The sequence below is a fragment of the Variovorax sp. Soil_C_33 genome, from assembly GCF_057656935.1.
Genome location: NZ_JBDGJK010000008.1, coordinates 15,038 through 36,124 on the forward strand (window position 1 = coordinate 15,038; position 21,087 = coordinate 36,124).

Here is a 21,087-nt window from a genome sequence, read left to right on the forward strand (position 1 = left end):
TGCCGGGCCGCTGGTGTTTGCCCCCGTGATGGGGTTGACGCAGCGACACGAAGTGCGCGAAGCCTGGGGGTGGGCGTCATGTCGGCCAGACGACGCCGTTGTCGTTGAGGATGGCGTCCAGCGGCAGGTCGTGCGCCTCCGGCTCGAACTCCTCGATGTAGCCGTTCGTGAAGCCCAGCCCCACGGTGAAGGGCCGCGGCTGCAGCGCCGCCAGCGTGCGGTCGTAGAAGCCGCCGCCGTAGCCCAGGCGGTAGCCGCCGGCGCTGTAGCCCAGGCAGGGCACGAACAGCAGCGTGGGCACGATCAGCTCGGTGTCCTTCGGCTTCGGAATGTTGAAGGCGTCGTTCTCCATCGGGCAGCCCGGATACCACGCGCGAAAGGTCAGGATCTTGTTGACGCGGTCGACCACCGGCAGGCCGATGCGCCGGCGCTGCGGCTCGTCGAGCAATTCGCCGTCTTCCTTCCAGCGGTGCAGCGCCGGCAAGGGATCGAACTCGCCCTTGATCGGCCAGTAGGCGCCGATCACGGTGTCGGGCCGGCCGACCAGCCAGATCCGCATCACGCGCTGCAGCAGGTCGGCGCGCGCGAGGCGGTCGGGCATCGCAAGACGCTGTTCGATCAGTGCTTTTCGCAGCTGTTGCTTGAGAAAGTTGGCAGTTGCCGAGGTGTCGGCACCCTTTGACTTGTCCATAATCGCCCGATGCAGTTTGCAAGCATTTTGGCACCCGCGCCCCGCCGCCCCCGCGCACCCTTCTCCTCCCTCGCTCTTTCGCTCGTCCTCGCCGCCGCGGCACTGCTGCAGCCGGCCTGCGCGCAGAACCGCGACGACGATGTGCTGGTCCAGATGAAGCAGGCCTTCCAGCGCGGCGACAAGGCGCGCCTCGCGGCCCTGCTGCCGCAGGCGCGCGGCCATGTGCTGGAACCCTGGGCCGCCTACTGGGAGCTGAAGGCGCGCCTGCAGGAAGCGAGTGCCTCCGAGGTGCAGGACTTCCTCTCGCGCTACGCCGGCACCTACCAGGAAGACCGCCTGCGCAACGACTGGCTGATGCTGCTCGGCCAGCGCCGCGACTGGGACGGCTTCGCCGCGCTGCATCCGGCCTTCCGCATGAACGACGATGCCCAGGTCCGCTGCTACGCGATCCTGGTCGAGACGCTGCGCGGCGGTAGCGCCACCAAGGCGCAGGCCGACGAAGTGCGCCGCAACTGGCTGGGCCAGCGCGAGCTCGACGACGGCTGCCTGACCGCGGCCGATCGCATGATCGCGGCCGGCCTGATGTCGCCCAACGACGCCTGGAAGAAGGCGCGCCTTTCCATCGAAGCCAACCGGCCGCAGGCCGCGCGTGCCGCAATCGTCCTCGCCGCGCCCGATGCCGTCGCCCAGTTCGACGAGCTGAACGCCAGCTGGCCCAAGTTCCTGGCCGGCCGCGCCTTCGTTGCCACCAAGGCGCGCAAGGAGCTGGTGGTGCTCGCGCTGATCAAGATGACCATCGCCGACCCCGACATGGCGGCCTCCCAGCTCGAAAGCAAGTGGGGCCCGATGCTGACGCCGGAGGAGCGCAACTGGCTCTGGGGCGCGATCGGCCGGCAGTACGCCGTCAAACTCTCGCCGGCGGCGGGCGGCGCCTTCGCGAACGTCACGAAGAACAGCGATCTCTCCGACGACATGCTGGCCTGGAAGACGCGCGCCGCGCTCCGCAGCGGCCACTGGAAGAACGTGCAGGCCGCGATCGATGCCATGAGCGAATCGACGCAGCAGGATCCGACCTGGGTCTACTGGAAGGCGCGCGCCCTCCACGCCTATGGGGGCGACGAGCGCCGCGCCCAGGCGCGCGCGCTGTTCGAGAGCATCGCCGGCACGCGCGGCTTCTACGAACTGCTGGCGCTCGAGGAGCTGGGCGAGCGCGCCACCGTGCCGACCCGCCCGGCGCCGCTCACGCCCGAAGAGAAGGCGGCGGCGCGCAGCAACGTCGCGCTCAACCGCGCGCTCTACGCGATCGCGATCGGCCTGCGCCCCGAGGGCACGCGCGAATGGAACTACGCGACCAATCTGCACGACAAGGGCGGCATGGGCGATCGCGAACTGCTGGCCGCGGCCGACTTCGCCTGCCAGCGCGAAGTGTGGGACCGCTGCATCAACACCAGCGAACGCACCAAGGGAATGATCGACGTCGAGCAGCGCTACCCGATGCCCTATCGCGACACCGTGGTGCGCAAGAGCGAGGAGATCGGCCTCGACCCGGCCTACGTCTACGGCCTGATCCGCCAGGAGAGCCGCTTCATCATGGACGCACGCTCGGGCGTCGGCGCCTCGGGCCTGATGCAGGTGATGCCCGCCACCGCGCGCTGGACTGCCAACAAGATCGGCCTCGCGGGCTTCACGCCCGGCCAGATCAACGACCGCGACACCAACATCACTATCGGCACCAACTACCTCAAGCTGGCGCTCGACGACTTCGACGGCTCGATGGCGCTCGCCGCCGCGGCCTACAACGCCGGCCCCGGCCGGCCGCGCAACTGGCGCAACGGGCCGGTGCTGGAGGCGGCGATCTGGGCCGAGAACGTGCCCTTCAACGAGACCCGCGACTACGTCAAGAAGGTGCTCGCCAACGCCACCAACTACGCGGCGCTCATCACCGGGCGGCCGCAGTCGATCAAGGACCGCCTGGGCAACGTGGGCCCGCGCGATGCCGCCGAGCCCGAGCCGAACAAGGACCTGCCCTGATGGCTTGGTGGGACGAAGCCTCCAGCACCATCGCGTCCGAGTTCTCGGACGTCGGCGACGTCGCCCAGCTCACGCGCATCCTCGTGCGCCTGCTGCTGGCCGCTGTGCTGGGCTTCGCGCTCGGCTTCGAGCGCGAACAGCAGGGCAAGGCTGCCGGGGTGCGCACCCACATGCTGGTGGCGATCGGCTCCGCGCTCTTCGTGCTCGTTCCGCAGCAGACCGGCATCGTGCCGGCCGACATGAGCCGCGTGATCCAGGGCCTGGTGGCGGGCGTGGGCTTTCTCTGCGCCGGCACCATCCTCAAGCAGGGCCGGGACGAACGGCACGTGCAGGGCCTCACCACCGCCGCCGGCCTCTGGATGACGGCCGCGATCGGCATGGCCTGCGGGCTCGGGCGCGAGGTGACGGCCATGATCAGCGCGCTGCTGGCGCTGATCGTGCTCGCACTGGTGCCGCGGCTGGTGACGCTGATCGAACGCATGATCGGCCCGCCGTCCGGCGGCGGCGCGAACGGCAAGCCGCGCGTGATCGCGTCGCCGGACGAGGAAACGAAGCGCTGAGCATCAATCAACCGCGCCTTCGGCATCAATCGCGCGCTGCCCAGCCGCTAGCATCGAGGGCTTTGCAGCAACCTGGAAGACCGTGATGCCCAAGCTCTACATCGGCAACAAAAACTACTCGTCCTGGTCGATGCGGCCCTGGGTGCTCATGAAGCAGGCCGGCATCGCGTTCGAGGAGGTCATGGTGCCCTTCGACACCATGGACGCCGACGCGGACTTCAAGAAGACCATCCGCGCGGTCAGCCCGGCCGGCCGCGTGCCGGTGCTCGAGGACGGCGCCATCGTCGTCTACGACACGCTGGCGATCTGCGAATACCTGGCCGAGAGCCATCCCGACAAGGCCCTCTGGCCGCGCGACAAGGCGCGGCGCGCGCATGCGCGCAGCGTCTGCGCCGAGATGCACGCGGGTTTCGGCGCGCTGCGCAGCCATTGCGGGATGAACATCGAGGCGGACCTGCGCGAGCAGGGCCGGATCATCCTGCGCGACCAGCCGGCGGTGCGCGCCGACCTCGCGCGCATCGTGCAGATGTGGAGCGGCCTCCTGGAAACCCATGGCGGGCCGATGCTGTTCGGCGAGTTCGGCATCGCGGATGCGTACTTCGCGCCGGTCGGCGTGCGCATCAGGACCTTCGGCCTGCCGGTGCCTGCCGCGATCACGGCCTATATCGAGCGCGTACAGCAGCTTCCCGGCGTGAAGGCCTGGATCGATGAGGCGCTGCTCGAGAAGCGCTTCGTGGTCATCGACGAACCCTACCGCTTCGAACGCTAGGGACATGTACCGCCTGCACTGCTTCGCCCAATCGGGCAACAGCTTCAAGGTCGCCTTCCTGCTGCGCGCGCTCGGCCAGCCTTTCGAGACCGTGTTCGTGGACTACATGCAGGGCGGCCTCACGCGCGATCCAGCCTGGCGCGAGACGCTCAACGAGATGGGCGAGGCCCCGGTGCTGGAGGACGGGCCGCTGCGCCTCGCCCAGTCCGGCGTGATCCTCACCCACCTGGCCGACAAGCACGGCGCCTACGGCGGCCGTACGCCGGAGGACAGACGCGAGATCCTGCGCTGGCTGCTGTTCGACAACCACAAGTTCACCAGCTACTTCGCGAGCTACCGCTTCGCCAAGTCCTTCGGCGCCGGCGCACCCGATCCAGCCGTCATGGCCTGGCTCGCGGGCCGCATCGACGCCGCTTACGGGGTCGTCGAACGGCACCTGTCGGCGGGCGAATTCATCGTCGGCGCCGAGCCGACCATCGCCGACTTTTCGCTGTCGGGCTATCTCTTCTACCCGGCCGAGGAAAGCGGCATCGACGTGGCGGCGCGCTACCCGCATATCGCGGCCTGGGTCGAGCGCCTCCGGGGCCTGCCGGGCTGGGCGTCGCCCTACGACGTGTTGCCGGGCGAACGCATCGCGCCGCGCTGGTGACGCCGACCGCCGCGGAAGGCCGAGCGCCTAAACTGCGGCGGATGCAAACCTACCTCGTCGGCGGCGCCGTTCGCGATGCGCTGCTGGGCCGGCCCGGCAGCGATCGCGACTGGGTGGTGGTCGGCACCACGCCCGAACAGATGGTCGCGCGGGGCTACCTGCCCGTGGGCCGCGACTTCCCCGTCTTCCTGCATCCGAAGACGCGCGAGGAATACGCGCTGGCGCGAACCGAGCGCAAGAGCGCACCCGGCTACCGCGGCTTCGTGATCCATGCCTCGCCCGAGATCACGCTCGAGCAGGACCTGGCGCGACGCGACCTCACTGTGAACGCCATCGCACTGCCGGCCGAGCACGCCGGCAAGACGCTGGACCTGCGCCACATCGTCGACCCCTATCACGGCCGGCGCGACCTCGAACGCAAGCAGCTTCGCCATGTGACCGGGGCCTTCCGCGAAGACCCGGTGCGCATCCTGCGCGTCGCGCGCTTCGCGGCCCGCTTCGCCGACTTCGGCGTCGCGCCCGAGACGATGGCGCTGATGCGCGAGATGGTCGACGCGGGCGAGGCCGATGCGCTGGTGGCCGAGCGCGTCTGGCAGGAGCTGGCACGCGGGCTGATGGAAGCCAAGCCCTCGCGCATGTTCGAGCTCCTGCGCGAATGCGGCGCGCTCGCCGTACTGCTGCCCGAGCTGGATCGCCTCTGGGGAGTCCCGCAGCCCGAGGCCCATCACCCCGAGGTGGACACCGGCCATCACCTGATGCTGGTGCTGGACATGGCGGCGCGGCTCGACGCTGCGCTGGCGGTGCGCTTCGCCTGCCTGGTGCACGACCTGGGCAAGGGCACCACGCCCGCAGAGGTGCTGCCGCGCCACATCGGCCACGAGCAGCGCAGCGTGGAGCTGCTGCAAGCCGTGTGCGAGCGCTGGCGCGTGCCGGTCGAACTGCGCGAACTGGCCGAGGTGGTGGCGCGCGAGCACGGCAACATCCACCGCAGCGACGAGCTTGGCGCGAAGGCGCTGGTGCGGCTGCTCGAACGCTGCGATGCGTTTCGCAAGCCGGAGCGCTTCGATCAGGCGCTGCTGGCCTGCGAGTGCGATGCGCGCGGGCGGCTCGGGCTCGAAGACAGGCCTTATCCACAGCGCGAACGTTTACTGGCCGCGCTGGCCGCGGCCCGATCCGTCGAAACGGAGCCGATCGCCCGCGCGGCGCAGCAGGCGGGCGCGGCAGGCGCGAAGATCGGCGAGGCGATCGCCCGCGCGCGCGTGGCCGCCGTGGCCGCCGCACTCCCTGTTTCAGTCTGAAAAAACGATTGCCGGTTTTGACCGACGCCCTTCGCCCTGCGACTCTGTTATGGTTTTCCCTCCATGCAGACGCCTCCTCGCCTTACCCCCGACGCCGCGTTGTTCCTCGATTTCGACGGCACCCTGGTGGCCATCGCCGAGACGCCCGAAGCGATCGAAGTGCCCAGCGCCCTGGTTCCGCTGCTGAGCGACCTGAGTGACCTGCTGGACGGCGCGCTGGCAGTCGTGTCCGGCCGGCAGATCGACGTGCTCGACCGATTCCTCGCGCCGCTGCGACTGCCGGCCGCTGGCGAGCACGGCGTGCAGCGCCGTGACGCCGAGGGCCGGATGCAGGAGCAGCGCGCGCCCGACCTCACGCTGGTGCTGGACACCGCCAACGAACTCGCGCGTGTCTACGAAGGCCTGCTGGTGGAGCGCAAGCATGCCGCGATCGCCCTGCACTACCGGCTCGCGCCGCAGCTCGAAGCCGTCTGCCGCGACGCGCTGCTGCGCGTGATCGACGGCCAGCCGCAGCTGGAGCTGCTGCACGGCAAGTTCGTGTTCGAGGTCAAGCCCGCGGGCGTCAACAAGGGCATCGCGATCGACGCCTTCCTGCGCGAGGCGCCCTTCGCCGGCCGCATGCCGGTCTTCGCCGGCGACGACACCACCGACGAAAGCGGCTTCGCCATCGTGCAGCCGCGCGGCGGCGTGGCGATCAAGGTCGGATCGGGCCCCAGCCTGGCGCTGCACCGGCTGGATTCCCCCCGCGCCGTGTTCGAATGGCTGGTCCAGGCACGCGATCTGCTCGCGGGACCGGCATCGGACACCCGAGGAAAACCTGCATGACGACGAATCTGAAAGAGGTCGCCGCGCCCGAAGACCGCGCCGGCGAGGCGATCGCCGGCGCTGCCGGCGCGAGCCACAAGGCAGCGCCGCATCCCGAGGTGCTGGAAGCACCCGCCGGCCGCCGCGGCTTCGTTGCGCCGGCCGAACCCTCGCTGAAGCTGGGGGTGATCGGCAACTGCGCCTTCAGCGCACTGGTCGATGAGCGCGGGCGCATCGTCTGGTGCTGCCTGCCGCGCTTCGACGGCGAGCCGGTGTTCAACGCGCTGCTGCATCCGGCCGAGGATGCGAGCGCATGGGCCATCGAGATCGAGGACTTCGCGTCGGCCAAGCAGTGGTACGAGCCGAACACCGCCGTGTTGCGCACCCAGCTCTTCGACAGCGCGGGCCAGGGCCTCGAGATCACCGACCTGGCGCCGCGCTTTCACAGCCGCTCGCGTTACTTCAGGCCGCTCACCATCGTCCGCCGCGTCAGGCCGATCCAGGGCACGCCACGCATCCGCGTGTCGCTCGCGCCGCGCTTCCAGTGGGGCGCGACGGCGCCGACCATCACGCGCGGCAGCAACCATATCCGCTACGTGGGGCCCGACTTCGCGCTGCGCCTCAACACCGACGCCTCGGTCTCGCACGTGCTCTCAGGCCAGGCCTTCGTGCTGTCGCGCGAGCACAACTTCGTGTTCGGCGCCGACGAGACGCTGACCGACGGCATCGCCGACACGGCGCGACATTTCGAGCAGGAGACCATCGCCTACTGGCGCACCTGGACCAAGCGGCTCGCGATCCCCTTCGAGTGGCAGGAGGCGGTAATCCGCGCCGCGATCACGCTCAAGATGTCGCTCTACGAGGACACCGGCGCCATCGTCGCCGCCATGACCACAAGCATCCCCGAGGCGCCGGGCAGCCAGCGCAACTGGGACTACCGATTCTGCTGGCTGCGCGACGCCTTCTTCGTGGTGCGCGCGCTCAACAGCCTGTCCGAAGTCGGCACCATGGAAGACTACCTGCGCTGGCTCGGCAACGTGGTGATCGGCTCGCACGGCGAGCACATCCAACCGCTCTACGGCATCGGCCTGGAGCGCGAACTGCCGGAGTCCTTCGTCGAAGGGCTGGCCGGCTACCGCGGCATGGGGCCGGTGCGCGTGGGCAACCAGGCGCAGGAGCACTTCCAGCACGACGTCTACGGCAACATCGTGCTCGGCGCCTCGCAGGCCTTCCACGACCACCGCCTGCTCAGCCGCGCCGGCGTGGCCGAGTTCCCGTACCTCGAGGCCGTGGGCGAACAGGCCATCCGCGTCTACGGCACGCCCGACGCCGGCATGTGGGAGCTGCGCACGCGCGCGCGCATCCACACCAGCTCGGCGCTGATGAGCTGGGCCGCCTGCGACCGGCTCGCCAAGGTGGCGCGCGCGCTCGGCCTGCCGGAGCGCGCGGCCTACTGGCACGGCCATTCCTCGCGCATGCGCGAAGAGATCCTCACCAAGTCCTGGTGCGAGGAGCGCCAGGCCTTCGCCGAGAGCTTCGGCGGCCACGAACTCGATGCGAGCATCCTGCTGATGGTCGAGGTCGGCCTGATCGACGCGCGCGACCCGCGCTTCATCTCGACCGTCGAGGCGATGGAAAAATCGCTCTGCGACGGCCCCTACATGCGCCGCTACGAGGCAGCCGACGATTTCGGCAAGCCCGAGACGGCCTTCAACATCTGCACCTTCTGGCGCATCGACGCCCTGGCCAAGATCGGCCGCAAGGCCGAGGCGCGGCAGATCTTCGAAACCATGCTGGCGGCGCGCAATCCGCTGGGCCTGCTGTCGGAAGACACGCATCCGGTCACAGGCGAGATGTGGGGCAACTTCCCGCAGACCTATTCGATGGTGGGCATCATCAATGCGGCGGTGCGGCTGTCGGCGCCGTGGGATTCATGCATCTGAACCCGGCCGCCATCACAAGGAGCCCATGAGCCGCCTCGTCGTCATTTCCAATCGCGTCGCCGATCCGCGCAAGCCCGCAGCCGGCGGGCTGGCCGTGGCGCTCGGCGAAAGCCTGCAGCTGACCGGCGGCCTGTGGTTCGGCTGGAGCGGCACCATCGTGGAGAACGGACCGACCGGCGAAGGCGATATGCACCGGCAGCAGGCCGGCAAGGTCACCCTCGCCACCCTCGACCTCGGCCGCGAAGACCACGACAGCTACTACCTCGGCTACAGCAACGACGTGCTGTGGCCGGTGTTCCACGACCGGCTGGACCTGGCCAACTTCGAGGCCAGCTTCATCGGCGGCTACCGGCGCGTGAACCAGCTGTTCGCGCGCAAGCTGCTGCCGCTCTTGCAGGACGACGACATCATCTGGGTGCACGACTACCACCTGATCCCGCTCGCGGCCGAGCTGCGCGCGATGGGGTGCCGGCAGCGCATCGGCTTCTTCCTGCACATCCCGCTGCCGCCGCACATCATCATGGCGGCGGTTCCGCAGCACGAATGGCTCATGCGCTCGCTGTTCGCCTACGACCTGATCGGCTTCCAGGCCCAGCAGGACGTGCAGCATTTCGAGCAGTACGTTCGCAACGAGGCCAACGGCGCCTTCATGGGCAACAGCATCTACCGCGCCTACGGCCAGACCGTGCGCTGCGGCGCCTTCCCGATCGGCATCGACGTCGACGAGTTCGCCGCGCTCACGCATGCCAAGGAATCGCGCGACATGTACGAGACCATGAAGCGCGAGTACTCGAGCCGGCGCCTGCTGCTGGGCATCGACCGGCTTGACTACTCCAAGGGCATCCCGAACCGCGTGCGCTCCTTCCGCGAGCTGCTGGCCAACTACCCCGAGAACCGCCGCAGCGCGACCCTGATCCAGATCGCCTCGCCCACGCGCGAGACGGTCGACGCCTACGCCGACATCCGGCGCGAGCTCGAGTCGCTGTGCGGCGCCATCAACGGCGACTACGGCGAGCTCGACTGGATGCCGGTGCGCTACATCCACCGCATGGTGGCGCGCAAGCGCGTGCCGGGGCTGTGCCGCGCGGCCGCGGTCGGACTGGTGACGCCGCTGCGCGACGGCATGAACCTGGTGGCCAAGGAATACATCGCCGCGCAGGATCCGGCCGACCCGGGCGTGCTGGTGCTCTCGCGCTTCGCCGGCGCGGCCGAGCAGTTGAAGGAAGCCTTGCTGGTGAACCCCTACGACACCCACGGCACCGCCGAGACCGTGCAGCAGGCGCTGCAGATGCCGCTGGAGGAGCGCCGCGAGCGCCACCAGAAGCTGCTGTCGCGCATCCGCGAGCAGGACGTGCACTGGTGGCGGCGCAGCTTTCTGGATGCGCTGCGCGCGGCCGAGAGCGTGCGCTAGCCGGCCAACAGTTGCCACAGCCGCGCGACGCGCGAGTTCGCCGCCGGCACGGCAGGCGCCGCCTGCGGCACGCCCCGCAGGCGCACCGGCGCCAGCGCCGTGACCTCGATCCAGCCGCCGCGCCCGGCCACATAAGCCTCGCCTTCGTCGAAACTGTTCTGGACGCTGAACATGGTGTCGCCGAACCAGGACGGCGGCGACACGACGCGCACGCGGCCTTCCACGACCAGCAGCGAAGCGCCCGCATCGAGGGCCACGCGCAACGACTGGCCGGGCTCGAGCCGGGTGGTTTCGGAAGGATCGCTGGTCATGGCAGGCCTCGTTCGATGCGGAGTGGGGATGGCTGAATCGTAGGCAGCGGGCTGCCTCGAAAACAGGCACAGCCAAGGGCAATCGGCAGCGGAACAGTGGCACGCCCGGCCCATCTGTTATGGTCGTTTTTAGCGGCATCTGCATCTGTTCTCCCCGCCGCCGTTGCCGGAGCATCGAAGCCATGGACTCACCCCCGCTCTACCGGCAGCTGGCCGCGCACTACCTCGACGCGATCCGCGCCGGCTCGCTCAAGCCCGGCGACAAGCTGCCTTCGCTGCGCAGCCTGATGCGCCAGCACGGCATCAGCCTTTCGACCGCGCTGCAGCTGTGCCGCGCGATGGAGAGCGAAGGCTGGGTTGAGGCCCGCGAGCGCTCGGGCTATTTCGTGCGCCGTCCGCGGCGGCTGTCGATCGCGCCCATGGAGGAGCCCGCGGCCGACCGGGCGCCCGACCCGGCGCAGTACGTCGGCATCCACGCCAAGGTATCGGACTTCGTGGCGCGCCGCCGGCAGATTCCCGAGAAGCTCAACCTCTCCATCGCGCGCGGTGCGCCGGAGCTCTATCCGGCCGAGGCGCTGCGCAACGCCATGACGCGCATGCTGCGCCAGCAACCCGGCATGCTGGCGGTCGCCGCGCCGCTGAAGGGCCATCGCCAGTTCCGCGAAGTGCTCGCACAGCGCAGCGTGCGCGTGGGCATGACGATCTCGCCGGAGGACATCCTGGTCACCAACGGCTGCATCGAGGCGCTCAACCTGGCGCTGCGCGCGGTCGCACAGCCGGGCGACACGGTGGCGGTCGAGTCGCCCACCTTCTACGGCCTGTTGCAGGTGCTTGAGAGCCTGGGCATGCGGGCGCTGGAGATCCCGACCAGCCCGCAGACCGGGATCTCGATCGAGGCGCTGGAGCTCGCGATCCGCACCTACGACAACATCAAGGCCGTGGTGGTGGTGCCGCACCTGCAGAACCCGCTGGGCAGCGTGATGCCCGATGCCCACAAGGCGCGGCTCGCGCAGCTGTGCGAGCAGCATGCGATTCCCCTGATCGAGGACGACACCTACAGCGAGCTCGTCGATGCGCCCATGCCGCCGCGCGCGCTCAAGTCCTTCGACACGAGCGGCAACGTGATCCACTGCGCCTCGCTGCACAAGATCCTCGCGCCCGGCCTGCGCTTGGGCTGGATCGCGGCCGGGCGTTGGCAGGCGCGCGTGGAGATGCTCAAGTTCGCGCAGACGCGCAACAACGAGGGACTCTCGCAGGGCGCGGCCGGTCTCTTCATGGCCACCGGCGCCTATGACCGCCACCTGCGCCATCTGCGCCACTGCCTGAAAACGCAGCGCGAGCAGACCGCCGATGCGATCGCGGGCTACTTCCCCGCGGGCACGCGCATCAACCTGCCACCCGGCGGGCTGCAGCTGTGGGTCGAGCTGCCCGAGCGCCTGTCCTCGTCGCGGGTCTTCGATGCGGCACTGGCCGAGCGGATCGTGGTGGCGCCCGGCACGCTGTTCTCGAACTCCTCGCGCTTCGACCACTACCTGCGCATCAACTGCGGTTGGCCGTACGGCGAGGCGATCGACGCGGGCCTGCGACGGCTAGGGCAGATCGTGGAGGAGGCGTTGCTCCCTCCCCCTCTGGGCAAGAGAGCAGGGTCAATCCAGCAACGCGAGCGCCCCGTAGTCACCCACCTTGTCGCCTAGACCCGCGGGCACCAGCACTGCGCCGCGCGTCAACGCAACCAGCTTGCCGTCGACCTCGGCCTGCAGGCGCGGCAACAGGAACTCGCGGTTGTTCCAGAACACGCTGCCGCCCAGGCTGATGCGTTCGAGGTCCAGGGTCGCGACCAGGTTGTAGAGCATGCGGCCCATCACGCGGCACAGCGCATCGGTGGTGGCCAGCGCCTGCGGGTCGCCCGCGGCTGCCGCGGCGAAGAGCTCGGGGGCGGAGTGCCCGAAGCGGCGCGCGATCGAGTTCCCGGCGGCCAGGCCTTCGACGTCGCCGACATTGCCGCAGCCGCACAGCGCGTTGCTGTCGTCGTCGACCACGAAGCTGTGGCCCGCATGGCCCGCATTGCCGTTCTTGCCGTGCAGGATGCGGCCGTCGACGCACAAGCCCACGCCGACGCCGGTGCTCCAGGTGACGTAGGCGCAATGGTCGGCGCCCTGCAGCGCACCCCAGCGGCGCTCGGCCTCGAGCGCGGCCACCGCGTCGTTCTCGACCCGCACATGAGCGAAGCGCCGCTTGAGCGGGGCTTCGACGATCGCCGTCATCCAGTTGTTGGGCAGGCCGCGCGCCGGGCCCGCGATGCCGCCGCAGATGTTGGGCGTGGCCAGCTCGACCATGCCGTCATGCAGCACGAAGGGACCGGCCGACGACACGCCCACCCGGTCGATCGAATCGGCGGCGATGCCCTGCTCGGCGCAGATCTCGTCGATGAGCCGCAGGATCTGCAGCGCGACCGCATCGTTGTCGCCGGTCTTGGCGGTCGGCTCGCTGCGCCGTCCGGTCAGCGGGGAGGCGCTGTCGGCCGACAGGCTAACGGCCACCTTGGTGCCGCCGATGTCCACACAGGCCCTCATCGAATCAAATCCATTTCGCGATCAATGCCGCGATCAGGCTGAGCACGACCGTGCTCCCGATCGGCAGCTGCCATTCACGCCCGAAGGCCCGGAACTCGAAGTCGCCGGGCAGGCGCCCGAAGCCGTAGCGCCGCAGCCACTCCGTGAGCCCGCTCATGAGGACCAGTGCAAGCACGACGACGATCAGCCAGCGAATCATGGGAAGAGTCTAGCTCTGCGGACGAGCGGCCGCCTGCACGCATGACGCAAAACTCCAAGACCGCGGGGCCGCGTCTGCGGATCATCGAAGCTCTTTCCAATTCGAGGAGCACATCATGTTCGACCCCACCCCCCGCGCCGGGCTGGCCGGCCTGCTGTGCGTGCTGGCCGCCGGCATCGGCGGTTGCGATGCCCAGGGCACCATCCATTCGGCAGCCCAGGCCACCGAAGCCTGGAGCGACCACGGCAAGGTCATCGTCTGGCAGGGCATGGAGGAGCCGCGCGAACGCACATCCGCCGCGCGCACCGAAGGCCCGGGTGGCCCTGTCAGCGATCTGTGAGGATCACGCCGTGGCCGCAGCCGGCTTCTCAGGCCGCCAGCCGCAAGGGCGGCGGCATGGCCATGCGATGCGCGAACAACGAACGCAGCCCGGCCGCAGCCCCGCCGCCATCGCGCAGACGGCGCGGCGTCACGCCGGCGGTTTCGCCGAAAACGCGCGTCATGTGCGCCTGGTCCGCAAAGCCGTGTTCCGCCGCCACCTGCGCCAGCGGCATGCCGTCGGCGATCGCGCAGGCCGCACGCCGGAAGCGCACCAGGCGCGCATAGGTGCGCGGCGCCACGCCGAGACAGCGCCGGAAATCGCGCTCGAGCTGGCGCCGGCTCACGCGGTGCCGGTGCGCCAGTTCGTCGATCGGCGTGTCGGCCGCATCGAGCAGCGACATCGCCGCGGCAGCCGCGCGCTCGACCTGCCAGCCCGGCGCGCGGCATTCGCCGATGCGGCCTTCGAGCCAGCGTCCGAGGACCGCGGCGCGCTCCTCGCCGGAGGTCGCATCGATCAGCGCGATCAGGCCCAGCAAGGCCGGATGTAGCGAGGGCAAGGGCAGGGTCGCCGCGTGGATGGCGTGAACGGACATGGAATGAGCTCCCGCGAGACAGTGAGGGAGCATCGATTCTTGGAAATGCGGGGCCGGCTGTCCTGAGGCGGCTGTCCCGATTCGGCCCGTGCAGGCGCGTCGATGCGACGCACAGGCGGGACAAAGGTCCCGCGCGCCATTCTTTTTTCAGCGGCTGCCGGCCGCCGCGCCCAGCACCGCGAGCGCTTCGCGGTGCAGCGCCGGCGTGGCCGCGGCGATCACGCGGCCGTCGGACTGCAGGCCCAGCCGCTGGCCCTGCCAGTCGGTGATCACGCCGCCGGCGGCCTCGATCAGTCCCGCCGGGCCCAGATAGTCGTAGGGCTGCAGGCCGGTCTCGACCACCAGGTCGATGGTGCCGCCCGCGAGCTGGGCATAGCCGTAGCAGTCGCCGCCGAAGCGGCGCATCGCGCAGCGGCGGCTCAGCGTGTCGAAGGCCTGCCAATCCGCCGCATTGAAGATGTCGGGCGAGGTGGTGACGATGCGCGCCTCCGCCACTGCGCTGCAACCGCTCGCGCGCACCGGCTGCCCGTTGCGCTCGGCGCCGAGCCCGGCCCGGCCGACCCAGCGCTCGCGAAGCACCGGCATGTCGATCATGCCGAGCTCGACGCGGCCGCCGCGCACCAGCGCGATCAGCGTGCCCCAGAGCGGCGAGCCGGTGATGAAGCTGCGCGTGCCGTCGATCGGGTCCAACACCCAGACGCTCGCGGCGTCCACGCGTTCCAGGCCGTGCTCCTCGCCGAAGATGCCGTCGGCCGGGCGCTCCCGGCCGAGGATCTCGCGCATCGCGGTCTCGGCTGCGCGGTCGGCCAGGGTGACCGGGCTCTCGTCGGCCTTGGTGATGATGTCGAGCGGCGTGCGGAAACAGGCCAGCGACTGCACGGCCGCGGCGTCGGCCAGCGCGTTGGCGATGCGCAGATCGTCTTGCAAAGGGAGGTGGGAACTCATGGCGCGAGAAGGCAAAGAAATAGATTAAACCTGACAGCAGGCTGCTTTGACGCCCCACGCCCAGCGCCGCTAGCATCGGCTGGACTTGCGTTCCCCGCTCTTTGGAGTCCGACGCCGATGAACACACTTCGATTCCTGCAAGCCCTGCTGGCCGCGATGGCTTTTGCGCTCTGTGCGGCCAGCCTGGCCCACGCCACCCCCTCGGCCTCCGAGCAGAAGGTGATCGAGACGCTGATCCAGCGCGTTGCCAGCCAGAAATCGATGAAGTTCATGCGCAATGGCGAGGAGCACGATGCGGCCGAAGCGGCGCGGCACCTGCGTGCCAAGTACGACCACTTCAAGGACGAGATCGTGACCGCCGAGGACTTCATCCGCCTGTGCGGCACGCGCTCCGAGGTGACGAAGGTGCCCTACAAGGTCCGTATTGCGAACAAAGGCACGCGCAGTTCCAGCGATTTCCTGAAAGAAGAGCTTCGCGCGGTGAGGCGGCAGGCGAAGGCCTGACGCGCTTCAGAAAGGCGCGTCGCCCTGAATGGTCGTGCGGTAGAGCTTGCGGCGCAGCGCGTCGGGTGTGCCGGCGGCCAGGTGCATCAGCGAGCGGTTGTCCCAGAACACCAGGTCGTGCGGCGCCCAGCGGTGGCGATAGACGTACTCGGGCTTCACGCTGTGCGCAAACAGCTCGGCCAGGAGCGCATCGCTCTCATCCTGCGGCAGGCCGACGATGCGGGTGGTGAAATGTTCGCTGACGAACAGTGCCTTGCGACCGGTTTCGGGATGGGTGCGCACCACGGGCTGAACCGCGGGCGCGACCTTGTCAATCTGGGCCTGCGAGAGCTTGGGGCGCCACGGATTCTTGGCGCGCAGTTCCTCGTACTTGGCGAGGTAGCTGTGCTCGGCCTTCAACGGCAGGATGCGCTGCTGCATCCGGGGGCTCAGGCCTTCCCACGCGAGATGCTGGTCGGCAAAGAGCGTGTCGCCGCCTTCGCTCGGCAGTTCCTGCGCGTGCAGCAGAGAGCCGAGGCTGGGGTGGGGCTTGTAGGAGATGTCGGAATGCCAGTAGGCGCCGGCGTCGCCGAGGCCGAGCGGCTCGCCGTTTTCCTTCTTGATGTTGGAGACGATCAGGATCTCGGGATGGCCCTCGAGATGGAACTGGTGCAGCACGTGGATCTCGAGCGGGCCGAAGCGGCGGCTGAAGGCGATGTGCGCCTCCGGCGTGATCTGCTGGTCGCGGAACACGAGCACGTGATGATCCAGGTGCGCGCGGTGGATGCGCGCGAAATCGGCCGCGTTGATCGGCTTCGAGATATCGAGGCCGACGATCTCGGCGCCGACCGGGGCGTCGAAGCGGCGCACTTCGAAATGCTGGGGCGGCGCGGTGTCAGGGGTCGCAACGGCGGTCATGCGCCCCATTCTCGACGAATCGTCCGATTCCTTCAGAGCGTGTGGCTGCGGTCGCCCTCGGCAAAGCCGATCGCGTCCCAGGCCGCGCCGGCCGCGAAACCGATCACCTTGAACAGCTCGCCCATCTCGTGCTCGTGAATCAGGCGCGCCGCCAGCGTGCGCTCCGCTAGGGAGGCCTGCTCCATCATCGGCAGGATGCCCGCATTGAGCAGAAACCTCGCCTGGCTGGCGTAGCCCAGCACCTCGAAGCCGGCGTCCTGGCCCGCGAGCGCCACGCCGGTGAAGTCGACGTGCGCCGTGATGTCCTTCGCGCCCACCTCCGCGAGCGGATCGCCGTCAGCCTCGTGGCCACGGTGGCACATCACGGTGCCCATGTGGCGCTGCGGGTGGTAGTACTCGGCTTCGGGAAAGCCGTAGTCGATGAAGAAGGCCGCACCCTGTTTCAGCCGATCGGCGAGCGTGGCGATGAAAGCCTCGGCCTGCGGATGGATCTCGGTCAGGTAGTCGTGCGCTCCCTCCACCTCGACCGGCGGCCGCAGTTCGGTGGGGCGGTCTTCCCAGGCGAAGCCCTCGCCCCGGCGCACCACGCCGCGCTCGAACCACGCACCGCCGCTGCGCGCCAGCAGTTGCACCGGCATCGCATCGAGCACCTCGTTGCCGACCACTACGCCGCGCATCGTCTCCGGCAGCTCGTGCAGCCACTCGACCTTGCCGGTGTGGCGCGCCAGCGCCTGCTGCTGGCGCTCGCGCAAGGTGCCGGACAGGTCGACGATGCGATAGCGCACGACGCGTTCGCCCAGGGCATCGAGCAACTGCAGCGCGAGCGCACCCGAGCCGGCGCCGAACTCCCAGAGCTCGTCGGTTGCGGTCTTCGCCAGCGCCTCGGCCACCTGCACGGCGAGAGCGCGGCCGAACAGCGGCGTGAGTTCGGGCGCGGTCACGAAGTCGCTGCCCGAGGCGGGCATCTGGCCGAACTTGCGGCTCGCGTTAGCGTAGTAGCCCAGGCCCGGCGCATAAAGAGCCAGGGCCATGAAACGGTCAAATGGCAGCCAGCCCCCGGCGCGCTGCAGGGTGGCATCGATAATCCGGGTCAAGGGGGTGGCGCGTTCCGCGCCGTGCTCCTGGTTCATACGGGAAATCTATCAGGATGGCTGAATCGACCCCACGCCCCGGCGTGCTCGTGACCGGCGGCGGCCAGCGGCTCGGCGCCGCGGTCTGCGAAGCCTTCGCGCGCGCGGGCTGGACAGTGTGGTGCCAGTACCGTGCCTCGCGCGCGCAGGCCGAGGCACTGTGCGCGCGCTTGCGCGGCGAAGGGTATCGTGCCACGGCCATCGAAGCCGACATCGCGAGCGAGGAAGGACGGCGCGCGCTGATCGCCAAGGTCACGGCCGACGGCCCGCTGGGATGCATCGTCAACAACGCCTCGGCCTTCGAGCCCGACACCGGCCTGGATTTCGACGCCGATGCCGCGCTGCGACAGCTCGGCGTGAACCTGATCGCGCCGCTTTCCTTTGCACGGCTGCTCGCGAAGAGCGCCGCGCCCGGCGACGGCATCGACCGCTCGGCCATCCACGTCCTGGACCAGAAGGTCTACAACCTGAACCCCGACTATTTCTCGTACACGGTGTCCAAGCTGGCGCTGGAGCGCGCCGTCGGACTGCAGGCCCAGTCGCTGGCGCCGGCGGTGCGCGTGTGCGGCGTGGCGCCCGGCATCCTCTACGCCAGCGGGCCGCAGAACCAGGCCAATTTCGAGAAGGCCTCGCGGGCCAACCTGCTGCGCCGGCCCATCGACCCGGCCGACGTCGCCCGCGCCTGCATCTTTCTCGCCGGCACGCCGAGCGTGACCGGCACCACCCTTTGCGTCGACAACGGCCAGCACCTGGTGCCACTCCCGCGCGACATCATGTTCGTCGTCGACGAGCTGCTCAAGGAAGATTCCAAGTCATGACCACTGCCGCCCTCGACCCTCTTTTGCTCTCGTGCCGGCGCGTCTTCCTGCGCGACTACGAGGTCTGGATCAACATCGGCGTGCACGAGTTCGAGAAGCGCGCCGAGCAGCGCGTGATCATCAATGTCGACCTCTACGTGCCGCTGGACGTCTCGACGCCGAAGTCGGACGAACTCGACGAAGTGGTCGACTACGACTTCATCCGCCGCACCGTCGCCACGCGCCTCTCCAAGGGCCACATCCACTTGCAGGAAACGCTGTGCGACGACATCCTCACGCAGGTGCTCGCGCATCCCAAGGTGCAGGCCGCGCGCGTGTCGACGGCCAAGCCCGATGTCTATCCCGACTGCGATGCAGTGGGAGTCGAAGTTTTTAGGAGCAAGTAGATGAGTGCCGTATGGATCGACGAGGCGCCCTCGTCCACCAACAACGATCTCAAGATCGAGCGCGAGACCCACAAGCTCGAGAAGCGCCTGTGCCGCGAGGTCGGCCGCGCGATCGTGGACTACAACATGATCGAGGAAGGCGACAAGGTCATGGTCTGCGTCTCGGGCGGCAAGGACAGCTATGCGCTGCTCGACATCCTGCTGAAGCTCAGGGCCCGCGCGCCGATCCATTTCGACATCGTCGCGGTCAACCTCGACCAGAAGCAGCCCGGCTTTCCCGAGGACGTGCTGCCCGGCTACCTCACTGCGCTCGGCGTGCCCTTCCATATCGAGGAGCAGGACACCTACTCGATCGTGAAGCGCGTGATCCCCGAGGGCAAGACCACCTGCGGCCTGTGCAGCCGGCTGCGCCGCGGCATCCTCTACCGCGTGGCCGACGAGCTCGGCGCCACCAAGGTCGCGCTGGGCCACCATCGCGACGACATGCTGCAGACCTTCTTCCTCAACATGTTCTTCGCCGGCAAGCTCAAGTCCATGCCGCCGAAGCTCGTGAGCGACGACGGCCGCCACATTGTGATCCGGCCGCTGGCCTACGTGGCCGAGAAGGACCTGGTGCGCTGGGCCCAGCACCGCGCCTTTCCGATCATCCCCTGCACGCTCTGCGGCAGCCAGGAGAATCTGCAGCGCAAGCAGGTCGGCGAGATGCTGCGCGAGTGGGGCCGCAAGCACCCGGGGCGCGTCGAGAACATGTTCAATGCGCTGCAGAACGTGGTGCCCTCGCACCTGCTGGACGGAACGTCCTTCGATTTCAAGGGTCTCAAGGCCACCGGCGTGGCCGACGCCGAAGGCGACAAGGCATTCGACGCACCCGAATTCCCGGCGCCGTCCGCGCTGCGCATCGTGCAGCTTTGAGGAGCAGCGCCTCCACCAGGAGATCCGCATGAAACTTGCGCTCGTCATCGTTCTGTTGGGCCTCGGCCTGACGGGCTGCGCCACCCGCTGGGTGGTCGACAGCGAGGTGAAAAGCTTCTCCAGCATCAGCGCCGTTCCGGCCGGGGCCACCTACCGCTTCGAACGCCTGCCCTCGCAGCAGGCCAGCGAGGCTTCGCAGCTTCAGCTCGAAGCGATGGCGGACGCCGCGCTCGAGCGCGTCGGCCTGCGCCGCGACGATGCCAACCCCCGCTACACGGCGCAGATCGGCGCGCGCGTGACGGCCGAGCTGTCGCCATGGGCCGACCCCTGGTTCTACGGCGGCGGGCCGTGGGGGCCCTACCGCTACGGCCGCTACGGCTCCCCCTGGTACGGCCGGGGCTGGTACGGCGGCGGCTGGTACGGACCGGCCTTCCCCCCGGCATCGAACCCCTGGTATGCGCGCGAGGTCAGCATCGTGCTGCGCGAACTGCCCTCCAACCGCGTGGTGTACGAGACCCATGCGCGCAACGACGGCCCCTACACCGCCAGCGGCACCGTGCTGCCTGTGATGTTCCAGGCCGCCCTGCAGGGCTTTCCGAACCCGCCGAAGGGCCAGCGCCGCGTGGACATCGAGGTCTCGACCGCAAAAAACTAGAATTCCCCCGGATGGAGGTCACCCGCCTGATTGCCGTGCGCCACGGCGAAACCGCATGGAATGTCGACACCCGCATCCAGGGGCAGCTCGACATCGCCCTCAACGACACGGGCCTCTGGCAGGCCCGGCGCGTCGGGCAGGCGCTCGCGGAAGAACCCATCGCCGCCATCTATGCCAGCGACCTCGCGCGCGCATGGCAAACCGCGCTCGAAATCGCACGGCCGCGCGCCATCGAGGTCCAGGCAGAGCCCGGGCTGCGCGAACGGGCCTTCGGCCACTTCGAAGGCCGCACTTTTGCCGACATCGATGCCACGCTCCCCGACCAGGCGCGGCTCTGGCGCACCCGCGATCCGGCCTTCGCACCCGATGGCGGTGAGTCGCTGCTGACCTTCAGGGAACGCGTGACCGGCGTGGCGGCGGAGCTCTCGGCGCGGCACCCGGGCGAACTGGTGGTGATGGTGGCGCACGGCGGCGTGATGGACGTTCTCTACCGCGCGGCCACCGGGCAGGAGCTGCAGGCCCCGCGCACCTGGCACCTGGGCAATGCCGCCATCAACCGCCTCCTCTGGACGCCCCAGGGCTTCACGCTCGTGGGCTGGGGCGATACCGGACACCTGAGCGAGGACTCGCTCGACGAAGCCGCGGCCTGAACAGGCCCTTCCGCAAAAATAGAACTTTTCTATTGGT

The 21,087-nt window shown here is 69.1% G+C and carries 24 protein-coding genes; 16 read left to right on the forward strand and 8 right to left on the reverse strand.

The window, feature by feature from the left end:
* Positions 1–76: 76 nt before the first annotated feature.
* Positions 77–691 (reverse strand): 5-formyltetrahydrofolate cyclo-ligase, encoded by a 615-nt coding sequence (locus tag AC3A6B_RS13940; protein WP_487837286.1) that lies wholly within the window; start codon positions 689–691, stop codon positions 77–79.
* A gap of 9 nt (positions 692–700) precedes the next feature.
* On the opposite strand from AC3A6B_RS13940, the gene AC3A6B_RS13945 reads away from it, so the two are divergent.
* The 8 genes from AC3A6B_RS13945 to otsA all read left to right on the forward strand — a co-directional run bounded on the left by AC3A6B_RS13945 (position 701) and on the right by otsA (position 10,156).
* Positions 701–2,722 carry a lytic transglycosylase domain-containing protein gene (locus AC3A6B_RS13945; RefSeq protein ID WP_487837287.1) on the forward strand — a complete coding sequence of 674 codons (2,022 nt, stop codon included), beginning with the start codon at positions 701–703 and terminating at the stop codon, positions 2,720–2,722.
* Positions 2,722–3,282 carry an MgtC/SapB family protein gene (locus tag AC3A6B_RS13950; RefSeq protein WP_487837288.1) on the forward strand — a complete coding sequence of 187 codons (561 nt, stop codon included), beginning with the start codon at positions 2,722–2,724 and terminating at the stop codon, positions 3,280–3,282. Before AC3A6B_RS13945 ends, AC3A6B_RS13950 begins: the two co-directional genes overlap by 1 nt.
* 85 nt (positions 3,283–3,367) lie before the next feature.
* Positions 3,368–4,051, forward strand: a complete 684-nt coding sequence (locus tag AC3A6B_RS13955; RefSeq protein WP_487837289.1) for a glutathione S-transferase family protein — start codon at positions 3,368–3,370, stop codon at positions 4,049–4,051.
* 4 nt (positions 4,052–4,055) lie between these two features.
* Positions 4,056–4,700: a glutathione S-transferase family protein gene (locus tag AC3A6B_RS13960; protein WP_487837290.1), complete on the forward strand. Its 645-nt coding sequence runs from the start codon at positions 4,056–4,058 to the stop codon at positions 4,698–4,700.
* A gap of 41 nt (positions 4,701–4,741) precedes the next feature.
* On the forward strand, positions 4,742–5,998 hold the full coding sequence (locus AC3A6B_RS13965; RefSeq protein WP_487837291.1) for a multifunctional CCA addition/repair protein: 1,257 nt from the start codon (positions 4,742–4,744) through the stop codon (positions 5,996–5,998).
* Positions 5,999–6,061: 63 nt separating this feature from the next.
* On the forward strand, positions 6,062–6,823 hold the full coding sequence (gene otsB, locus AC3A6B_RS13970; protein ID WP_487837292.1) for a trehalose-phosphatase: 762 nt from the start codon (positions 6,062–6,064) through the stop codon (positions 6,821–6,823).
* Positions 6,820–8,745 carry a glycoside hydrolase family 15 protein gene (locus AC3A6B_RS13975; protein ID WP_487837293.1) on the forward strand — a complete coding sequence of 642 codons (1,926 nt, stop codon included), beginning with the start codon at positions 6,820–6,822 and terminating at the stop codon, positions 8,743–8,745. Before otsB ends, AC3A6B_RS13975 begins: the two co-directional genes overlap by 4 nt.
* A 25-nt stretch (positions 8,746–8,770) precedes the next feature.
* Positions 8,771–10,156, forward strand: a complete 1,386-nt coding sequence (otsA, locus tag AC3A6B_RS13980) for an alpha,alpha-trehalose-phosphate synthase (UDP-forming) (RefSeq protein ID WP_214697689.1) — start codon at positions 8,771–8,773, stop codon at positions 10,154–10,156.
* On the opposite strand, the gene AC3A6B_RS13985 is transcribed toward otsA, so the two are convergent.
* Complete coding sequence (locus tag AC3A6B_RS13985) at positions 10,153–10,467, reverse strand: hypothetical protein (protein ID WP_487837294.1); 315 nt, start codon at positions 10,465–10,467, stop codon at positions 10,153–10,155. The two genes, otsA and AC3A6B_RS13985, sit on opposite strands and share 4 nt — an antisense overlap.
* A 182-nt stretch (positions 10,468–10,649) precedes the next feature.
* Between AC3A6B_RS13985 and AC3A6B_RS13990 the strand changes: the two genes are divergently transcribed.
* Positions 10,650–12,161: an aminotransferase-like domain-containing protein gene (locus tag AC3A6B_RS13990; RefSeq protein WP_487837295.1), complete on the forward strand. Its 1,512-nt coding sequence runs from the start codon at positions 10,650–10,652 to the stop codon at positions 12,159–12,161.
* On the opposite strand, the gene AC3A6B_RS13995 is transcribed toward AC3A6B_RS13990, so the two are convergent.
* Both AC3A6B_RS13995 and AC3A6B_RS14000 read right to left on the reverse strand, forming a co-directional pair.
* Positions 12,114–13,040, reverse strand: a complete 927-nt coding sequence (locus AC3A6B_RS13995; RefSeq protein WP_487837296.1) for an ROK family protein — start codon at positions 13,038–13,040, stop codon at positions 12,114–12,116. The two genes, AC3A6B_RS13990 and AC3A6B_RS13995, sit on opposite strands and share 48 nt — an antisense overlap.
* 4 nt (positions 13,041–13,044) lie before the next feature.
* On the reverse strand, positions 13,045–13,239 hold the full coding sequence (locus tag AC3A6B_RS14000) for a DUF2905 domain-containing protein (RefSeq protein WP_487837297.1): 195 nt from the start codon (positions 13,237–13,239) through the stop codon (positions 13,045–13,047).
* Positions 13,240–13,354: 115 nt separating this feature from the next.
* Here AC3A6B_RS14000 and AC3A6B_RS14005 point away from each other — a divergent pair, with 115 nt between their 5' ends.
* Positions 13,355–13,579, forward strand: a complete 225-nt coding sequence (locus AC3A6B_RS14005) for a hypothetical protein (protein ID WP_487837298.1) — start codon at positions 13,355–13,357, stop codon at positions 13,577–13,579.
* Between the two features lie 28 nt (positions 13,580–13,607).
* Here the strand turns inward: AC3A6B_RS14005 and AC3A6B_RS14010 are convergent, their stop codons facing one another.
* Both AC3A6B_RS14010 and hisN read right to left on the reverse strand, forming a co-directional pair.
* The gene (locus tag AC3A6B_RS14010) at positions 13,608–14,153 is read right to left on the reverse strand and encodes a helix-turn-helix transcriptional regulator (RefSeq protein WP_487837299.1); all 546 of its coding nucleotides are present in this window, start codon (positions 14,151–14,153) and stop codon (positions 13,608–13,610) included.
* A gap of 147 nt (positions 14,154–14,300) precedes the next feature.
* The gene (hisN, locus tag AC3A6B_RS14015) at positions 14,301–15,098 is read right to left on the reverse strand and encodes a histidinol-phosphatase (RefSeq protein WP_487837300.1); all 798 of its coding nucleotides are present in this window, start codon (positions 15,096–15,098) and stop codon (positions 14,301–14,303) included.
* 117 nt (positions 15,099–15,215) lie between these two features.
* Between hisN and AC3A6B_RS14020 the strand changes: the two genes are divergently transcribed.
* Positions 15,216–15,602, forward strand: coding sequence for a DUF5329 family protein (locus AC3A6B_RS14020; RefSeq protein WP_487837301.1), 387 nt, complete (start codon positions 15,216–15,218; stop codon positions 15,600–15,602).
* 6 nt (positions 15,603–15,608) lie between these two features.
* Here the strand turns inward: AC3A6B_RS14020 and AC3A6B_RS14025 are convergent, their stop codons facing one another.
* The gene (locus tag AC3A6B_RS14025; protein WP_487837302.1) at positions 15,609–16,499 is read right to left on the reverse strand and encodes a TauD/TfdA dioxygenase family protein; all 891 of its coding nucleotides are present in this window, start codon (positions 16,497–16,499) and stop codon (positions 15,609–15,611) included.
* A gap of 32 nt (positions 16,500–16,531) precedes the next feature.
* Complete coding sequence (locus tag AC3A6B_RS14030; RefSeq protein ID WP_487837303.1) at positions 16,532–17,629, reverse strand: class I SAM-dependent methyltransferase; 1,098 nt, start codon at positions 17,627–17,629, stop codon at positions 16,532–16,534.
* Positions 17,630–17,646: 17 nt separating this feature from the next.
* On the opposite strand from AC3A6B_RS14030, the gene AC3A6B_RS14035 reads away from it, so the two are divergent.
* The 5 genes from AC3A6B_RS14035 to AC3A6B_RS14055 are packed head-to-tail and all read left to right on the forward strand — an operon-like array spanning position 17,647 to position 21,050.
* Positions 17,647–18,447, forward strand: coding sequence for an SDR family oxidoreductase (locus AC3A6B_RS14035; protein ID WP_487837304.1), 801 nt, complete (start codon positions 17,647–17,649; stop codon positions 18,445–18,447).
* Entirely contained in the window at positions 18,444–18,833 is a 390-nt protein-coding gene (locus AC3A6B_RS14040) for a dihydroneopterin aldolase (protein ID WP_126837247.1), read from the forward strand. Before AC3A6B_RS14035 ends, AC3A6B_RS14040 begins: the two co-directional genes overlap by 4 nt.
* A complete protein-coding gene (gene ttcA / locus AC3A6B_RS14045) occupies positions 18,834–19,745 on the forward strand; it encodes a tRNA 2-thiocytidine(32) synthetase TtcA (RefSeq protein ID WP_487837305.1) in 912 nt (303 codons plus the stop codon).
* Positions 19,746–19,773: 28 nt separating this feature from the next.
* The gene (locus AC3A6B_RS14050) at positions 19,774–20,400 is read left to right on the forward strand and encodes a DUF4136 domain-containing protein (protein WP_487837306.1); all 627 of its coding nucleotides are present in this window, start codon (positions 19,774–19,776) and stop codon (positions 20,398–20,400) included.
* An 11-nt stretch (positions 20,401–20,411) separates the two neighbouring features.
* Positions 20,412–21,050, forward strand: coding sequence for a histidine phosphatase family protein (locus AC3A6B_RS14055; RefSeq protein ID WP_487837307.1), 639 nt, complete (start codon positions 20,412–20,414; stop codon positions 21,048–21,050).
* Positions 21,051–21,087 lie beyond the last annotated feature (37 nt).

Coding starts and splice junctions, on each gene's coding strand:
- otsB (WP_487837292.1), top strand. CDS start 6,062: ATGCAGACGCCTCCTCGCCTTACCCCCGACGCCGCGTTGTTCCTCGAT.
- AC3A6B_RS13945 (WP_487837287.1), top strand. CDS start 701: ATGCAGTTTGCAAGCATTTTGGCACCCGCGCCCCGCCGCCCCCGCGCA.
- AC3A6B_RS13965 (WP_487837291.1), top strand. CDS start 4,742: ATGCAAACCTACCTCGTCGGCGGCGCCGTTCGCGATGCGCTGCTGGGC.
- hisN (WP_487837300.1), bottom strand. CDS start 15,098: ATGAGTTCCCACCTCCCTTTGCAAGACGATCTGCGCATCGCCAACGCG.
- AC3A6B_RS13975 (WP_487837293.1), top strand. CDS start 6,820: ATGACGACGAATCTGAAAGAGGTCGCCGCGCCCGAAGACCGCGCCGGC.
- AC3A6B_RS14020 (WP_487837301.1), top strand. CDS start 15,216: ATGAACACACTTCGATTCCTGCAAGCCCTGCTGGCCGCGATGGCTTTT.
- AC3A6B_RS14005 (WP_487837298.1), top strand. CDS start 13,355: ATGTTCGACCCCACCCCCCGCGCCGGGCTGGCCGGCCTGCTGTGCGTG.
- AC3A6B_RS13985 (WP_487837294.1), bottom strand. CDS start 10,467: ATGACCAGCGATCCTTCCGAAACCACCCGGCTCGAGCCCGGCCAGTCG.
- AC3A6B_RS14050 (WP_487837306.1), top strand. CDS start 19,774: ATGAAACTTGCGCTCGTCATCGTTCTGTTGGGCCTCGGCCTGACGGGC.
- AC3A6B_RS13950 (WP_487837288.1), top strand. CDS start 2,722: ATGGCTTGGTGGGACGAAGCCTCCAGCACCATCGCGTCCGAGTTCTCG.
- AC3A6B_RS13990 (WP_487837295.1), top strand. CDS start 10,650: ATGGACTCACCCCCGCTCTACCGGCAGCTGGCCGCGCACTACCTCGAC.
- AC3A6B_RS14000 (WP_487837297.1), bottom strand. CDS start 13,239: ATGATTCGCTGGCTGATCGTCGTCGTGCTTGCACTGGTCCTCATGAGC.
- ttcA (WP_487837305.1), top strand. CDS start 18,834: ATGAGTGCCGTATGGATCGACGAGGCGCCCTCGTCCACCAACAACGAT.
- AC3A6B_RS14035 (WP_487837304.1), top strand. CDS start 17,647: ATGGCTGAATCGACCCCACGCCCCGGCGTGCTCGTGACCGGCGGCGGC.
- AC3A6B_RS14030 (WP_487837303.1), bottom strand. CDS start 17,629: ATGAACCAGGAGCACGGCGCGGAACGCGCCACCCCCTTGACCCGGATT.
- otsA (WP_214697689.1), top strand. CDS start 8,771: ATGAGCCGCCTCGTCGTCATTTCCAATCGCGTCGCCGATCCGCGCAAG.
- AC3A6B_RS14055 (WP_487837307.1), top strand. CDS start 20,412: ATGGAGGTCACCCGCCTGATTGCCGTGCGCCACGGCGAAACCGCATGG.
- AC3A6B_RS14040 (WP_126837247.1), top strand. CDS start 18,444: ATGACCACTGCCGCCCTCGACCCTCTTTTGCTCTCGTGCCGGCGCGTC.
- AC3A6B_RS13955 (WP_487837289.1), top strand. CDS start 3,368: ATGCCCAAGCTCTACATCGGCAACAAAAACTACTCGTCCTGGTCGATG.
- AC3A6B_RS14010 (WP_487837299.1), bottom strand. CDS start 14,153: ATGTCCGTTCACGCCATCCACGCGGCGACCCTGCCCTTGCCCTCGCTA.
- AC3A6B_RS13995 (WP_487837296.1), bottom strand. CDS start 13,040: ATGAGGGCCTGTGTGGACATCGGCGGCACCAAGGTGGCCGTTAGCCTG.
- AC3A6B_RS14025 (WP_487837302.1), bottom strand. CDS start 16,499: ATGACCGCCGTTGCGACCCCTGACACCGCGCCGCCCCAGCATTTCGAA.
- AC3A6B_RS13960 (WP_487837290.1), top strand. CDS start 4,056: ATGTACCGCCTGCACTGCTTCGCCCAATCGGGCAACAGCTTCAAGGTC.
- AC3A6B_RS13940 (WP_487837286.1), bottom strand. CDS start 691: ATGGACAAGTCAAAGGGTGCCGACACCTCGGCAACTGCCAACTTTCTC.